Origin of the sequence: Methylocella tundrae, from assembly GCF_038024855.1 — a bacterium.
Taxonomy (GTDB): Bacteria; Pseudomonadota; Alphaproteobacteria; order Rhizobiales; family Beijerinckiaceae; genus Methylocapsa; species Methylocapsa tundrae.
The window spans coordinates 1,749,663-1,764,622 of the sequence record NZ_CP139089.1 but is presented as its reverse complement, the minus strand read 5'-3'; the positions used below and the strand labels follow the sequence as shown (position 1 = coordinate 1,764,622).

Annotated in this window: 11 protein-coding genes and 4 pseudogenes; 4 read left to right on the top strand and 11 right to left on the bottom strand. The window is 61.9% G+C overall.

The window, feature by feature from the left end; translation table 11 throughout:
- Positions 1 to 163: 163 nt before the first annotated feature.
- Positions 164 to 316: pseudogene (locus SIN04_RS10555) on the top strand (IS21 family transposase); the annotation flags it as partial.
- A 32-nt stretch (positions 317 to 348) separates the two neighbouring features.
- Here SIN04_RS10555 and SIN04_RS10550 read toward each other — a convergent pair.
- The 8 genes and pseudogenes from SIN04_RS10550 to SIN04_RS10515 all read right to left on the bottom strand — a co-directional run bounded on the left by SIN04_RS10550 (position 349) and on the right by SIN04_RS10515 (position 10,223).
- Positions 349 to 1,050, bottom strand: a complete 702-nt coding sequence (locus tag SIN04_RS10550; RefSeq protein ID WP_134488968.1) for a spermidine synthase — start codon at positions 1,048 to 1,050, stop codon at positions 349 to 351.
- A gap of 108 nt (positions 1,051 to 1,158) precedes the next feature.
- On the bottom strand, positions 1,159 to 1,698 hold the full coding sequence (locus SIN04_RS10545; protein ID WP_134488966.1) for an exonuclease domain-containing protein: 540 nt from the start codon (positions 1,696 to 1,698) through the stop codon (positions 1,159 to 1,161).
- Between the two features lie 209 nt (positions 1,699 to 1,907).
- Positions 1,908 to 5,261: a UvrD-helicase domain-containing protein gene (locus tag SIN04_RS10540; protein WP_134488964.1), complete on the bottom strand. Its 3,354-nt coding sequence runs from the start codon at positions 5,259 to 5,261 to the stop codon at positions 1,908 to 1,910.
- Entirely contained in the window at positions 5,261 to 7,909 is a 2,649-nt protein-coding gene (locus tag SIN04_RS10535; RefSeq protein ID WP_341264433.1) for a PD-(D/E)XK nuclease family protein, read from the bottom strand. Before SIN04_RS10535 ends, SIN04_RS10540 begins: the two co-directional genes overlap by 1 nt.
- Before the next feature lie 2 nt (positions 7,910 to 7,911).
- Positions 7,912 to 8,190 carry an ADP-ribosylglycohydrolase family protein gene (locus SIN04_RS10530; RefSeq protein ID WP_134488962.1) on the bottom strand — a complete coding sequence of 93 codons (279 nt, stop codon included), beginning with the start codon at positions 8,188 to 8,190 and terminating at the stop codon, positions 7,912 to 7,914.
- A gap of 201 nt (positions 8,191 to 8,391) precedes the next feature.
- Positions 8,392 to 8,635, bottom strand: a pseudogene (locus SIN04_RS10525) (transposase); the annotation flags it as partial.
- A gap of 81 nt (positions 8,636 to 8,716) precedes the next feature.
- Complete coding sequence (locus SIN04_RS10520; RefSeq protein ID WP_341264432.1) at positions 8,717 to 9,709, bottom strand: helix-turn-helix transcriptional regulator; 993 nt, start codon at positions 9,707 to 9,709, stop codon at positions 8,717 to 8,719.
- A gap of 145 nt (positions 9,710 to 9,854) precedes the next feature.
- Entirely contained in the window at positions 9,855 to 10,223 is a 369-nt protein-coding gene (locus SIN04_RS10515; protein WP_134488958.1) for a hypothetical protein, read from the bottom strand.
- A gap of 461 nt (positions 10,224 to 10,684) precedes the next feature.
- Between SIN04_RS10515 and SIN04_RS10510 the strand changes: the two genes are divergently transcribed.
- Complete coding sequence (locus SIN04_RS10510; protein ID WP_166795907.1) at positions 10,685 to 10,843, top strand: hypothetical protein; 159 nt, start codon at positions 10,685 to 10,687, stop codon at positions 10,841 to 10,843.
- 42 nt (positions 10,844 to 10,885) lie between these two features.
- Positions 10,886 to 11,977, top strand: coding sequence for an IS5 family transposase (locus SIN04_RS10505; RefSeq protein ID WP_134488956.1), 1,092 nt, complete (start codon positions 10,886 to 10,888; stop codon positions 11,975 to 11,977).
- 527 nt (positions 11,978 to 12,504) lie between these two features.
- On the opposite strand, the pseudogene SIN04_RS10500 reads toward SIN04_RS10505, so the two are convergent.
- Positions 12,505 to 12,691, bottom strand: a pseudogene (locus tag SIN04_RS10500) (IS3 family transposase); the annotation flags it as partial.
- Positions 12,692 to 13,054: 363 nt separating this feature from the next.
- On the opposite strand from SIN04_RS10500, the gene fae reads away from it, so the two are divergent.
- Complete coding sequence (fae, locus tag SIN04_RS10495) at positions 13,055 to 13,573, top strand: formaldehyde-activating enzyme (RefSeq protein WP_341264431.1); 519 nt, start codon at positions 13,055 to 13,057, stop codon at positions 13,571 to 13,573.
- A 233-nt stretch (positions 13,574 to 13,806) separates the two neighbouring features.
- On the opposite strand, the pseudogene SIN04_RS10490 reads toward fae, so the two are convergent.
- Positions 13,807 to 13,949, bottom strand: a pseudogene (locus SIN04_RS10490) (transposase); the annotation flags it as partial.
- A gap of 602 nt (positions 13,950 to 14,551) precedes the next feature.
- The gene (locus tag SIN04_RS10485) at positions 14,552 to 14,743 is read right to left on the bottom strand and encodes a hypothetical protein (RefSeq protein ID WP_134488952.1); all 192 of its coding nucleotides are present in this window, start codon (positions 14,741 to 14,743) and stop codon (positions 14,552 to 14,554) included.
- Positions 14,744 to 14,960: the final 217 nt, after the last annotated feature.

The following is a 14,960-nucleotide window of genomic DNA, read 5'->3' as shown; positions in this document are numbered from 1 at the left end:
TCCCAGTGACATGACCCGCACCAAAACCAGGCGTACCCAGTTTCTGGTTTATCCGGTCAAGCTATCGGAAGAGTTCCGCGTACTCAATCAAAAATGGTCCAATGCGGGAGGAGGATGATCAATCTCGAAGCTCACGTTGAACGTCGATGATCTTTTCAAACACATGAGGACTACTGTGGAGACGATTTTCGTCGGTAAGGACCGGCAGCACAATCGTCACTTCGTCCAGATGCGCTCGCACCATCTCGTCGATCCCGTCACCCGCACACCGGCGTCGGGCTCGGGGAAAGGTAAAGTCGAGAACCAAATCGGCCTCTTCACGCTCGATGGTCCAGCGTGATCGCTTATTCAGGAACAAACATCGTTGTCCGTCGGATCAGTGTGGGTCGCGATCCAGATGACGTGCCGCGCGCCGCCACGCGCTCCGTTGGCGCGCACCCGGACTTCATCCACGCCAAAACCGGCCTTGCGAAGTCGCTGGGCGAAACTCCTGTCTGGTCCCGATGACCATACGGCCAGGACGCCGCCGGGACGCAGCGCCGCGCGGGCGGCCTTCAATCCTTCCATGTCGTATAGTCCATCATTGGCTTTGCGGCTCAGACCCTCGGGGCCGTTATCGACATCGAGCAAGATTGCATCGTAAGTCGACCGGCCAGACCTTATCAGGGGGCCGACATCCGATTCCAGAATGCTGACGCGTGGATCCGTCAGGCTGCTCTGGAAGAGCTCCGCCATCGGACCGCGGGCCCATGCCACGACAGCGGGCGCCAGTTCTGCGACGATGATCTCGGCCTCGGCGACGACTGCAGCAAGCGCGGCGCGGAGCGTGAAGCCCATGCCCAGCCCGCCGATCAGTATCCGTGGCCGCTCGCGGGTTCGAATTCTCGCGCAAGAGAGGGTGGCGAGCGCCTCCTCGGACCCGCTGAGGCGACTGTTCATCAGTTCGGTTTGGCCCAGCCTGATCGAGAATTCGGCGCCACGCTGCATGAGGCGGAGTTCACCGCCGCCTCCGGGTATTTGCGCCTTGTCGAGCAGGGACCAGGGAATCACTGATAACTCTTCTGCCAGTTGCGAAACATTTTGCGCCAAGACATGCACTGTCTCAAAAGTGCGCGCTTGTCACCAAGGAACGGGTCCAGGGCGCCAGTGAGCGAGCCTTTAGGGGCGTTGCATCACCATTCGCCACAGCTCCGCCCAGATGAGGGCGTCGGCTTCGGCGCGGTGGCGGCGATTTTGCTCCGCCTCTTCCATGGCCTGATGCAGACGCGCCTGATCGAAACTTTGATCCGCGGCCGCCCGCTCGAGCAAGATTCCGGGGTCGGTGCGGCGAAAAATGAAAGAGGGCTCGACGCCGGCCGCATCGAACACCTGACGGAGCCACCTCTCGTCGTAGGAGCAGGCATCCGAGAAGAGCTCGCGGCCGGCGAGCTCTGCATTCATGATCCGGGCGATTTCTTCGACCCGCCGACCGTGCTCGCGCAAATGCGCGAGGGAAATGCCATGCAGCCTTTCCGATTTCGGGCTCCACGCGTCTCTGATTTTCCAGTCGGGCGCCGGACGAACGAGATGAGCGGCGGAAACGATTTCTCCGCTGTCCATGGCGATGAAGGCCCAGCCGATCTCAATGATATAGCCGTCGAGGCTCGACGCTTCGCAATCGAAGAAGACCGGCCAGGACAAGGATGGATCGCTGTTCATTTTCACCGCATCCGATGGAGCACAATCAACAAGCATTATCTGTTTTGGCGGCATATGCGCGGCTCATGTTTCAGGACTCTCAAAGCCGCTCAGGCCGTTACGATGAAACCCTTCGCTATCCGTGTCGAGCGCTTTTGCTTGCGCACGGGTCAGGCTTCTTTCTGGCGTCGGGCGCCCGACAGGAGGAACCGAGACGGCAATCAACGTCGCTATCCGGGCAACACCTTGCCCAGCGTCATGAGGACCAGAAAAGCCCGCTTCGCGCCGGTTTCCTGACGATAGGTTTCAATCTGTGCGCGGTAGGACGCCAGTCGGGCGGCGTCGACTTCGACGTCGCTTTTCCAATCGATGATCGTCTCGATTTGGCCCTCGGAATTATAAGCGACAGCGTCGGCGACGCCGGAAACGATAATCTCGCGATGATCGACTTTGTGGCTCGCCAGGACCACGAGTTCGGGGACAAGCCGCGGACGCATTTCGGCAATTTCAGGAAGGTTCAACGTTCTGACGACGGTCGCTGCAATCTCCTCGGGCGAAATTCCGTCCTTCGCCGATTCAGATGGCGCGATCGCAAGCTGCATCAGCAATTCCTTAGCGCGTGCGACGAGAGCCGGCGCGTCGTCCGCCGCCTCGCCGTTCAGCACTTCCTCGATCAGTTTGTGAAGGAGCGTTCCTCGGGTTGCGCTACCGGCGATGGGTTGCCGCGCATCCTGGAATTCCTCAAGAGATTCGACGGTTGCAAAAACCGGTTCGCGCCGGAGTTCCGCAGCCTCACTCGTTTCACTGCGGCTGGGCTGACGCCATTCGATCTTGCGATGGCCCTCGACGATGCGCTTCGCTTCCTCGGCGAATATTTCGCGCGATTGAGGGTTTTCCTGAGGAAGGGAAGGCGACGGCATCGGGTCGCCGACCTCCTCGGGATCTATCGCTGGCTGCGATGGCAAGTCGAATTCGACCAGTCTGGCCCAGGCGCCGTTCGCCAAATCCGGCGAATGCCGGGGCAGCACAAGGAGATCGCGCGCCCGCGTTGCGGCCACATACCAGAGCCGGACCCGTTCGCGTTCGAGTTCTTCCGCGTTGCGATCCTGTATGTCGGCATAGTCCTCAGGCGCGATTCCGAGAACGGGGATAGAGAACAGATCGGCCCTGCGGTCGTGCATGAGCCCAGAATCCGATTTCGGGCGGCCTGTCATGTTGATCGGGATCACGATGGGCCATTCGAGCCCCTTGGACGCATGGATTGTGATGAGGGCGACGGACTGCTCTTCGGCGTCGGGACGGCCCTCGACCTGACGAACCGCGTCCTCCCAATTCGCGCGCATGTCGCGCGCAAAGGCGCGCAGACCGCGAACGTCATAGGCGCGCGACATGTCGAGGAAAACATCGATATTGGCCTGCGCGCGATCGGCGCCCGCCTTGAAACGCCGCTGAAGCTGCGCCCGGACGTTCAGGATGCCGACGGCGTCGCTCAGCAAGGCGTAAGGCGTCGTCGAGCGAGCTTGCTTGGCGAGAGATTGCAACGACCGGATAAGTCCGCTCGCGAGTTCGTGGTTGATCTCGTCGGGATCGGTCCAGAGATTGAGCTGGGGCAGACGATCCGGTTGATCTGGATCCAAAGGCAGGCCTTCGGCAATCTCGAGCAATTCGGCTTCCGTCAGCCCGACCAGAGGGCCTCTCAGCAGCGCGCCGAGCGCCAGCGTGTCGCGGCCATCGGCGAGCGTTCGTGTCAAAGCGATGAGATCCTTGATTTCCTGACGCCGGAAGAAGCCCTTTCCCGCCTGGGTCGAAACGGCGATGCCGCAGGTCTCGAGGGCTTCCTCGAATCGCCAGAGCTCCGTGCCGACAGGCGCAAGCAAGGCGATGTCGCCCAGCCGGGCCGGCCGCAGAGCGCCATCACGATCGCGGACAAGACGATTGCCGACGAGCCGGCGGCAGAGTTCGGCGATCCGATCCGCCTCGGCGTCGCGCTTTTCGCTGGCTTTCGCATCGTCTGCGGTCGCGATATCGAGCGCCGCCACCGCAAGAGTTTTCGGCTCGGCGCTGCGCGTCGCCGCCAGTTCCGTGAAACCGGGTTGGCCGAGGGCCGTCGACAGCGGAGTTTCAAAAGTGGTGTTGACGAATGTCAGGATCGGCTCGACCGACCTGAAGTTCGCGGTGATCTTCAACAGCGCATCGGCGCCGATGGCGTCGCGCGCGCTGATATAGGCGTTCACATCGGCGCCGCGGAAACGGTAGATCGCCTGTTTGGGATCGCCAACGAGAAACAGCGCCCCTGGCCGCAACGACCGTTTGAGAGGAGCAGCGTCGGCCTCTTCGACGGATTCGCCGCACAGGCGCCAAAGGAGGTCGATCTGCAGAGGGTCCGTGTCCTGAAACTCATCGACCAGAACATGGCGAAACCGTCCGGCCAGCGCCTGTCTGACGGTTTCATGCTCGCGCACGAGATCTCGCGCCGTATAGAGCAGGTCGTCGAAATCGAGCAGCGCCGCATCGCGCTTCCAGGCTTGCCAATTCGCGATGAGGCCGTCCATCGATCGGGCGATGCGCGCAAGGACCTCGGCGGCGGTCTGCGTGCGGAGCGCGGCGAAGGCGTCGTGACAGGCGTCGTAACGCGATTTGGCGCCCTGATGGGCTTCTGTTCCGGCAGCCTTCGGCCTTCCCGCCGCAGCGGCGGCCGTTTGCCATCGGCCCAGCGTCTTAAGTTGCCGAGCCCCGCCGGCCTGCGTGAAGCAGGCGGAGGGATTGGTGAGGTTCAGTATCCCGACCAGACCGCGGCATGGCGCAGTTGCGTCGCGGGCCAAACCGGCGATGGTTTGACCGAGATCGCCGAAACGCTGCGCCCTTGACGCCGTCTCCTCTTCCTGAAACTCCATGCGGACAAGTTCAGCGGAAAAATTCGCCGTCGCTTTCGTGAATGTCTCCACAAGTGTTGCGGACCAGTCGATGGAGCCCGGACACGCGTCGCGATTGCGCCGGCGAAAATTGGCGACTTCCCGAATGAGCGCAAGCCCTCCATCTTCGTCAGCGAGAACGAGCTCGGCGACGATGTCGTCGCCAGCCTCGCCGGAGAGCCGCTCGCGGATCCAGGCCTCGTAGATTTCCGCGAAGGCGAGGTCCCCCTCGACCGGATCGATGATCTCCGCGCCGGGATCGATCCCGGCTTCGATCGGGTAGGGTTTGATCACCGACTGCGCAAAACCATGGATTGTCGTGCAGACCAGTTGGTCGATCAGATTGTTCGCCCGGTGCAGGTTTTTCCTCTGCGCGGGGGAGATGCCTTGCGGAAAGGCGATCTCGAGATCCTCAGGGATTTTTCCGTCCGCCAAGGCGGTGACGAAACGCGAGATGCGGCTCATCAATTCGCTGGCCGCGAACTCGGTGAAAGTGATGGCCGCGATATGCTTCGGCTCGACGCCGCGAGCGAGCAGCATGGCGACGCGGCCGGCCATGACCGATGTCTTGCCCGATCCTGCCCCCGCCTCGACGAGAAGAGAGCGATCGAGTTCGGTGAGGGCGGCGAAGCGCGCCGGATGATCGGGGAGCCGCTTTTTCCTGCCGTCCATCACAGGGCCTCCCAAATCTTTGTAGCTTGCCCGAGTTTTTCCGCCGCCAGCGCGCTTTTGCGCGGTAGATAAGCAGCGCCGGCCGGCAGGGCGAACACGAAGTCGTTGTAAGCGTCCGCGGCGGCGATGCCCGGCAAGGCCAGGCCCGCCTCGATGTTCGCTCGCGCAAGGCCGATCGCAGCAGCGAGTTGCGACAGCGCCCCATCGACGTCGGAAAGGGGGCACAGGGGCTGCTTGTCTTCGGCTGCGCGCGGGTAGAGCAGCGCGGCGTCGACTTTAATGTCGGGTCCGATGAGCGTTTTGACGGCGAAGGCGTAGAGACAGCGCTGTAGCTCATCGCCGCCCCTTATCGCGACATCCGCCATGTCGTCGTGCAGCTTCCCTGTCTTGTAATCGATGACCCGGGCCGCGGAGCAATCGGCGGCGAGATCCAGCCGGTCGATATTGCCCTGGATGAAGACCCCCGTTCCGGGGATCTCGACGCCGCGGGTCGGATCCCAGGGCATATCGGCCTGCGGCGGGCCATCCGGCCGTCCAAACGGTATTTCCGTCCAACTCTTCTGCCCATGCAGCGGCGGGAGGCGATAACCGAGCGCTTTGACGGAGAGGTCTTTTGCGCGGTCGAGCGCGGCGCCCCAGATCACCGGGGGCGGCGTCGGTTGTTCGCGCTCCCACGCCAGTTTGACCGATGCAATGGCTTCATCGACGGCCTGCTTCATCTTCGCCTGGGACGCGCGTCCGAAGCCGCCGGACGCCTCGAGCGATTGCACCGCTTCCTGCAGGATGCTGTGGATGAGAATGCCGAAGGCCAAAGCGTCCAGGTTCAGCGGCTCTTCAGCCACGTCCGGCTGTTTCCAGCCAAGGGCGTAGCGCCAGACGAAGCGGATCGGGTCCCTCAACAGGAGTTTCAGCGAGGTGGCCGACAGAGGCCCCTTAAACACGTTCTGGAGGCGCGGGCGTCCAGGGCCGACGAGGCCGTCATGGGCGGTGATCTCCGGTCGCGACCAGTCGTCCCAGCAGGCGGCGCCCGATATCGCGATCGGGGTTTGCCTGAATTCGCCTGGCCGCGCCAGCAGCCGGTCCGATTCGCTAGCGGCGTGCTCGGGCGTCCGGCCGCGGCTGAGATAGATCTCGGCGAATCCATTTATCAGAGGCGACTTGCCAAGCAGCCGGCCGCCAACGTCGCGACGGCTGAAGGACATCGCGGCCGAATGCGCGCTGCTCAGGATTGTCAGGAAATCCCGCCGATCGCCATCAGCGACGGGCAGGGGGTCGAGCTCTTCGATGGGAATGATGTGATCCGGAATCAGCCTGTCTTCGGAAATCCGACGCGGCCAGCGACCGGAGTTAAGCGCCAGCAGACGCACAAAGGGCCGCGTCGCGGAAGCAAGCGAGATCGCCGACGTCCAGATGACGTTCGCCGCCGGCTCGAGGCCATCGGGAATGCGGAGCTGCGCGAGGGTCACCGTCAACGCGGCGGCCGGCCCGTCGGCGAGCGCCTTTTTCCAGAGCGCGAGCGCTTTCCCGGAAAGGAGCCTTTCGCCTGTGTCCGCCGCTTCTTCCGGTCCCCGCTCGATGAGCTGGAGGACGTCCATGACGAGGTTCGACCGGTCGATTCCCTCCGGCCAATCTTCAGGCGCGACCTGGTCGAATGCCTGCCGCCAGCGCTGGACGGTCGTGAGCGGGGCGTCCTTCGGCAAAACGCGCGCCCAGTCGCTGGGGAGCCCTGTGAGTGCCGGCGTCGCTTCAGGCAGGAGCTTGAACAACCGGCCAATCCGTTCCTGCGAAACGCCTTTCAGCAGCGTTTCGGCCAGAGCCGCCACAGTCTGCCCGTCCCGCGTCGTCACCGCACGTAGGCCGTGGACGAAATGAATCGGAATATTGGCGTCTGCCGAGAGCGCCATGATGTGATCGTCGAAGTCGGCCGGGCTCGCGACGGCGATGGCAATGTCCTCGGGACGAGCCTTTCCGCTGGCGATGAGTTCGCGCATCCACCGAACCGCCTCGAGCGCCTCATGCTGCGGCGTCGCGCATGAAAACAGCGCGACGGTCGGGGCAGGGGGCGCCTCCCGGCGGATCTCGACCGCCGTTTCCGTCAACCAGGACGGAACGGACCTGGCCTCCGCGACCCAAACGACGGGAACTGCGTTCGTCAACGCCGAAAGTAGGGGTCGCCAGCAAGGCGACATTTCGCTATGGCCACGGATCTCCACGGGTCCGATGACCGCTGGCGCATGACCGATGCGGGCGCAGGCGAGTTCGACGAGTCCAGCCGGGCGCTTCATCGAGGCGGGCAATCGCCGCAGCGTTTCAACTTCGAGCATGCGCAGCGCCCGAAGACGGGGTTCGGACGAGGTCGACAGATCGATCCCGGCGCGCCAGATCTTGTCCAGCGTATCGACCACGGCGCGAACCATGCCCGGAAGCGTCTTGATCGCGTCGAGATCGCCGAGGCTCCCGGCGGACAACGCCTTCCGAACGGCGTCCTGGAGCGCGTCAGGGTCAATCGGCTGCAGGAACCCGCCGGCGAGCCGGCTTGCCAGCTGCGACATGGTGAGGATTTGAACACCATGCTCGCCGCGCCGCGCGGCGGCGACGCGCGCCATATGGCCAGACAGTCGCGTGTGAACGACGATCGTTCGGCGCATGATCACTCCCCAATCAGAGAAATCGAGATGAAAAGGGCGGGCGTCATGCTGGGGTCATCGGTGCATTCGCCCGGCTTGAGGCGAAACGGGCGACCGCCCAGAATATCGCGGATTTCCGGGGAGCAATCCCGCTGCGAGAATTCGAGCGTCGCGCCGAGCGCGTCGCCGACGGCGAGGCCCAGCATCGCGCCGATAGCGCCGTCGGTGTCGATCTCGCCGCCGCAGGAAACCTCGGTGCGGCCGCCCTGCCGGGCATCGCCGCCAAAATGCGCATTGGTCATGCTTGATCCGGAAGCAAATCGTTTCGTGAAAATGAACAACAAGTATTATCAGGATCGGCTACGTCAGATTCGGACGGTACCTTTATGCTTAACTCATTCGCGTCCGATTGCGACACGGGAAGCGTGCTGGCGCCGATATCCTCACTCACCCGGACGCCGAGAGCATTTTTGCAAGTGGGGTGGAGCGGAATGTTGTAATCAGAGCTCATTCAGCGCCACGTTGTCGAGCATAGCATCGGCCAGCATCCGCTTGAACTTGATGTTTGCGGCCTCCAGAGCCAATAGCCTGGCCTCGGACACGTCCATCCCGCCAAACTTGGCTTTCCACATGTAAATGCTGGCGTCGCTGCCTCCTATTTATGGCGCAAATCCGCGACCGAGACCCAGCCTCTTGCTCCTTCAATATCCTGATGATCCGTTCTTCCAAAAAGCGACTGGGCTTCATGCTCTGGTCCTCAGATTGGGCCAGAGCAAACTTCAAGCTGGATTAAGCCCAGGGAGCGACGTCAATCCTAATCAATGCGCCTCACCGTTTCGATAGGTGGTGGGCCAAGACCCCTCGAGCTAGTGTACCGAGTTCATCGCGCAATTTCTCCGGCGCCACGACGGTAACCGCAGTTCCCCAAGAAAACAGATGCCAGCACATTTCCAGCGCGCCGCCGGCGCGGAAGCGCACGATCAGCGCGCCATCCGCGTCGCGCTCGGTGCTTTGCGACGGATGAAACAGCCAGCTGGCGGCCTCATCCGTCGCCTCGGGCTCAAACCGCAGCACGACGTCGATCGGCTCCTCCTGGAAAACACCGAAGGACTGCGCCGCATAGGCCGAGAGATCGAAGTCCTCGCGGCGCGCGAACCCGCGATCGAGCAGGTCGATGGAGACGATGCGATCCAGCCGCCACAAGCGCATGTCCGGGCGCTGGTCCGCATGGGCGACGAGCCACCCACGCCCGCCATAGAGAATGCCATAGGGGCACAGGATGCGCGTCGCCGGCTCCTCGGCGTTTGGGCCCTCGTAGCGAATGACCACGAGTTGCATGCCGAGAATCGCGCGGCGCAATGTTGGCAGCACGCCCGCGGCGATGATCGGCCGCGGCCCCGGCCGCATCGCAATGCCCTCGGCCTCCATCAGCGCGGCGACATCGGGCTCGGCGCGACGGAGCGCATCCGGCGCCATCACCGCCCGCAAAGTGGTCGACGCCTCCCGCAGCAGCGCCGCGCGGTCGTCTTCGCCGCGCATGGCGCATTCGCGCGCCGCGGTTTCGATCGCAGCCACGGCCTCCGGCCGGGGCTCGACGACGCCGACGAGGGCGCTTCCCGGCAGCCGCCAGCGGCGCACCCGCTCTTCATCCTCCCACCATGTCATCTGATGGAACATGGCCGCCAGGGAATCGCGCAGCCGCTCGGCCGTCCGGCGCCCGACTTCGAGCTCGGCCGCCATTTCGTCGAGCGTCAGCCCGGTGCGGCTCGCAGCGAGGCTGAGGGCAAGACGAAACAGTCGTTGCGAGGGTTGGTAGCGCATCGAATGATGGTGACAGCCCGCGTGATTCTTCGCAATCACTCTGGGGCGGCGGAGACGAATTTTATCAGGTGCGGCGGCAGGAAGTTCTGTTTTCGTACAGGTATAGTGGGACGCCCCTGAATGAAGAACCCGGGCGCGTCCTGGTTCAGAAATCGAACGGTTCAAATCTGCGGCCGTCGACGTGGAACTCAAGCAGATCATCCTCCCGATATGTTCCGATGATGAGCGTCAGCGGTTCCTGAAAATAAGGGCTCGCCGCGCCATTCTCGCACGGGTCTAAGACCGGGATTGGCAAAACGCCGGTCACGATGGCCGGCTCGCCATAGTCGGGGAGTTTCCTGTTTTTCAGGCCAGGTTTCCACTTGACGAACGGGCCCTTGGCGAAGGCGTGAAACTGGTCGAGGCGGGAGGCGAGCTCTTCGAGCTTGCGCTTGCAGAGTTCGGCTGGAGCATCGCTCGGGCCGTCGGTCGAGCGAACGACGGGGAAACTTCTGTCCTTGTGGTCATTGCGCATGAACGCCTCCACATGATTTGCTTCGATGCAAAGACAATCCCACCCCGATGCGACGGATCAGGACGTATGCCTTGAAACGCAGCGTCGGCTGAAATCACAAGCTTCAGCGCCGAAGCCGTAGACGCGGACGAACGGGGGTTCGCCAGCCCTCATTCAATCGAACAGTAAGCTGAACAGGACTGCATGCGGGCGGCGTCTCAACGCGGCGCGCGGTCGTCATCGCTCTACAATGGGAAAATCATGCTCGGGGTCTAGCTACGTCCGATCCTGACGCACAGCCCTGCCAATATTGCCTGATCAGAGGCGCCGATCAGCTATCGGGTCGCCGCTCCTGCGGGCTCTCATTGTCCTGAAGTCTTTTACGCACTGAATTGAAAATCGCGATGCGGCGTCATCGAACGACTGCGCCTTGCATAAGAAATATTGCGCGCAAACATTTGCTCGATCCGGGGGGCGGACTTATGATTGATATTCCATTGCATCGCATGGGCATTGTCCCTGGCGACAAAATCCTTGTGGACGTGCTGAACGAGGCGAGCCGGCTGCTTCAGATGAAGGGCTGGAGCAGGATCGCCATGGCGCGAAGCGCTAGCAGGCTGCTGAAAAACCCTTTCGCTTAAGCCGCGTTCATGATTCCCTCGTGTTGCGAAGGGAGCGAACGAATGCGCGGGTCGGACGAACAGGCGGGGCGGCTTTTCAGCTATGTCGATCTGGAGACGAGGGTGCGGCGGGATCATCCGCTGCGCGCGATCCGGGCGATTGTGAACGATGCGCTGTCGGCCTTGGCGCCGGATTTCGCGGCGCTTTATTCGAAGACCGGCCGGCCGTCGATCGCGCCGGAGCGGCTGTTGCGCGCCATGCTGCTGCAAGCCTTCTATTCGGTGCGCTCCGAACGGCAGTTGATGGAGCGGCTCGACACCGATCTTCTGTTTCGCTGGTTCGTCGGCCTTTCGGTCGACGATGCGGTGTGGGACGCTACCGTGTTCTCGAAGAACCGCGACCGCCTGCTTGAAGGCGCCATCGCGGCAAAATTTCTGGCGGCGGTTCTGGCTCGGCCCCGCGTGAAGAAGCTTCTGTCAAACGAGCATTTCTCCGTTGACGGCACATTGATCGAGGCCTGGGCGTCGATGAAGAGCTTCAAGCCCAGGGACGGCTCGGGCGATGAGCCGCCGCCCGGCTCCGGACGTAACACCGAGGTTGATTTCAAGGGCGAGAAGCGCTCGAACGAGTCGCACGCCTCGACCACCGATCCCGAGGCCAAGCTCTACCGCAAGGGCGCGGGCATGGAAGCCAGGCTCGCTTTTCTTGGCCACGCCTTGATGGAGAATCGCTCCGGCCTCATCGTCAACGCCTGCCTGACCCCAGCCGACGGCCAAGCCGAACGAACCGCCGCGCTCGTTATGATCGAGCCGCTCGCCAATCGCCCGTCCGGCGTGACGCTTGGCGCCGACAAGGGCTATGACGCCCGCGTTTTCGTCAATGAGCTGCGCTCGATGAACGTGCGGCCGCATGTGGCGCAAAACAACAATGGACGCCGCTCGGCCATCGACCGGCGCACGACGCGCCATCCCGGCTATGCGGTCAGCCAGCGCATCAGAAAACGTATTGAAGAAGCGTTCGGCTGGATGAAGACGGTCGCTGGTCAGCGCAAGACCAGGTTCCGGGGCGTCGAGCGGGTCGGCTGGTCCTTCGCCTTCGCAGCCGCCGCCTATAATCTCATCCGATTGCCGAAGTTGATGGGGGAAACCGCGTGATGGGGCGCCAAGCCCAGCCGGGCCCCGCCGCGCGGCGCGGGGCGCCCGCGAAAATCACGCCCCAACCCCGAAAATCGCAAAGGCAAGGCGTTTTTCAGCAGCCTGCTAGATCTAGCCGATTCAAGATGCGCAACCGCTCCGGTTTTTGTGGCGACTCTAGCGTGGCGAAGAGCGACTTTGCTTTCACCTTTGCCGCGTCGAGATTGTCGGCGACTATCGAAGTCTGATCCAATGTCGCGTGCGCCACGTCGCGCAGCCGAAGGCGAAAGAACTCAAGGGTGAAATTCATCACGAGACTGCTCTCTGCTTTGCGCTAAACATACCGCGGCAACGGGAGGCTGGAGGCGTCTATTTGGCGTCGTGGGACATAAGCGCATCAGTTAGGGCCTTTGCGCTTGCAGGGCATTGTCCAATCCGCGAAGTAAAGGGGAGTTTTAGCCAATTTGACTCGGCGACGAGGGCCCTCAAGCAATGATATTAGGCATTCGGGTTGAGAGCGGATCGCCCGGCTGACAAGTAAACCCACACACGAGATGACAAAGCCTGTCGCGATCCGGCGCCAGCTCAGCCCGCAGAAGCGCGACAGCTTTGCGCTTGCCGACGGGCCTAACATTTTTTTGAAAGGAGCTCGCGCAGCGCCGCCCCGTCAAGCATCTGCTCGGCCAGAATCTCCTTCAGCTTCGCGTTCTCGTCCTCAAGTTCCTTTAACGATTTTCTGTTCTTGCGTCATCGGAGGCGTCCTCACTGAACGCCGAGGCTTGGCTCTTCGCAACCCGCCCAACTCCGCGCCCTGCCCCGGCTCACGCTTTGGCCCTATGACGCCAATGTCCGATCAAATCCAAACGATTCACATGAGCATCTTCACCTCCACTGTATTTATTTCGTCGCAACAGGACTGTGGTCAGAGCCCTCGACCACATATATCTCTCGACTGGAGGCCGTTGCGGCGAGACCGTTCCGGCTGCAACCTGAAATGAAGATGGATGGATCCTGGCGCGCATGCGTAATTGACTTCGACTAGTCCGCCGACAGACCACATCCAAGGATAGGGCCATCGGTCCATGGAGGAGAAGCAAAATGGCCGGATTAACGATCGATCGGGTTCTTGTCGCGGAAGCCCTCGTAGGCGAGGGCAACGAATTGGCGCATATCGACCTTATTATGGGGCCAAGGGGAAGCGCCGCGGAAATTGCTTTCTGCAACACGCTTACCAATCAAAAGCGGGGCGATAATGCGCTTCTCGCGCTTGTGGCGCCCAATTTGATGGCCAAGCCAATGACCTTAATGTTCAACAAGGTCGAGATCAAGAATGCGACTCAAGCAACCCAGATGTTTGGCCCTGCGCAACGCGGAGTTGCGAAAGCAGTGGTGGATTCCGTCAAGGCTGGAATCATTCCCGAGGCCGAAGCCGAGAATGTGTTCATTTGCGTCGGAGTCTTCATCCATTGGGAGGCCAAAGACAATACGAAGATCCAGGATTGGAACTATGAAGCGACTAAAATCGCAATCGCTCGCGCCGTTAAGGGCGAGCCGAAAATAGCCGAAGTCATTGCGCAAGAAGATGTGATGCACCATCCTCTTGCAGCCCACGTTTGAAGAAGAATGCGTCGCCGCAGTCGTCGTGGCGCCGCCCTGAAGAACCTGGCCCAGAGCGCATGTCTCCATTCCGGAGAAAACAATGGACTGACCTGCCACTGAACTTTCATCCAGCGGCGATTAAAGTCCCGACCCTTTCTGTTACGCCGTTCGGCTCGGGTTGAGCAATCGGCGTAGGCGCGGAGCCTTCGTTTTGCGCTGCGCTGGAGCCGGTTGCGGTGAGGACCTCGGCGTAGGTCGCCATACTTCGCCTTCCAGTTATACAGCGTCGCCTCGAGATCCCGTGCTTGCGGGCCAGATCACCCGCCTTCGCTCCAGCCTCGTGTTCACGCAGAACTGCAATGATCTGCTCTTCGGTAAATCGCTTCCGCTTCATTCGTCCGTCCTTCAATCAAATGCCGGGCTCTAATCTCAACTGGAGGAAAAACTCAGTGGCAGGTCACAACTACAGGCTCATGGGCAATGTCCGGGCCGCGGCATTCGGTCATTGTCGCGGCATAGTTCGTATTTGCGTATGCTCCGTGATCTTCCGGCACAAGGAGCGCCAGTATCAGTTCAAGCGCGATTGACGCGCTGGCGATGCCGGAATGATCAGTGTGAAAGGCGCATATTCACTGAGCGCCTTCCCGGGCTGGCCGCGCCATTCGCGCGCCGAACTGCGCGCTTGTCTAACACCGTTCGGCTCTTCGGGCATAGCGCTGGCGGACGCCCCACAGAGCGATTGATGGGCCGCCTTGGCATGCCAGTGGGTTATGCCACTATCTTGCGACATGTGAAGCGGAGCGCCCGGTCTCAGATCGATCCAGCCGCTATTCGCGTGGCTGGCGTCGATGATTGGGCTTGGAGGAAGGGGACAACCTACGGAACCATCATTGTCGATCTTGAGCGCCGGCTACCGGATCGATCAGCGGTTTCAACTGCCAAATGGCTCAAAGCGCATCCCGAGATTGAGATTGTCAGCCGCGACCGCGCCGGGCTCTATGCTGAAGGCGCGCGCGAGGGGCGCCACAGGCGCGGCAAGTCGCTGATCGCTTTCATCTGCTGCAGAATTTTCGGGAAGCCGTCGAGCGGCAGCTCGGCCAGTTCGGCGCGCGGATCCGGGGAGCGCCCATTGGGGAAGCGCGTCGGGAAGGCGCCATCCTTGCTGTAAAGGATGAACCCGCACCACAACAATCTGCTCCCTCAGGTTTGGCGAGGCGTTGCAAGGGCTCGGATGCTTTAGAATATCGAAATGCAGCCCACCTTGTTCGCCGCGCAAACCGCCATGCTCTGTTCGATAAAATCAGGGAGCTCTACAATGCAGGAAAAACGGTCTCGGCCATCGCCAGGGAAGTCGGTTTCGGACGTAAGAGCGTCGATCGCTGGGTGCGCCTGCTCATCTTGCCGG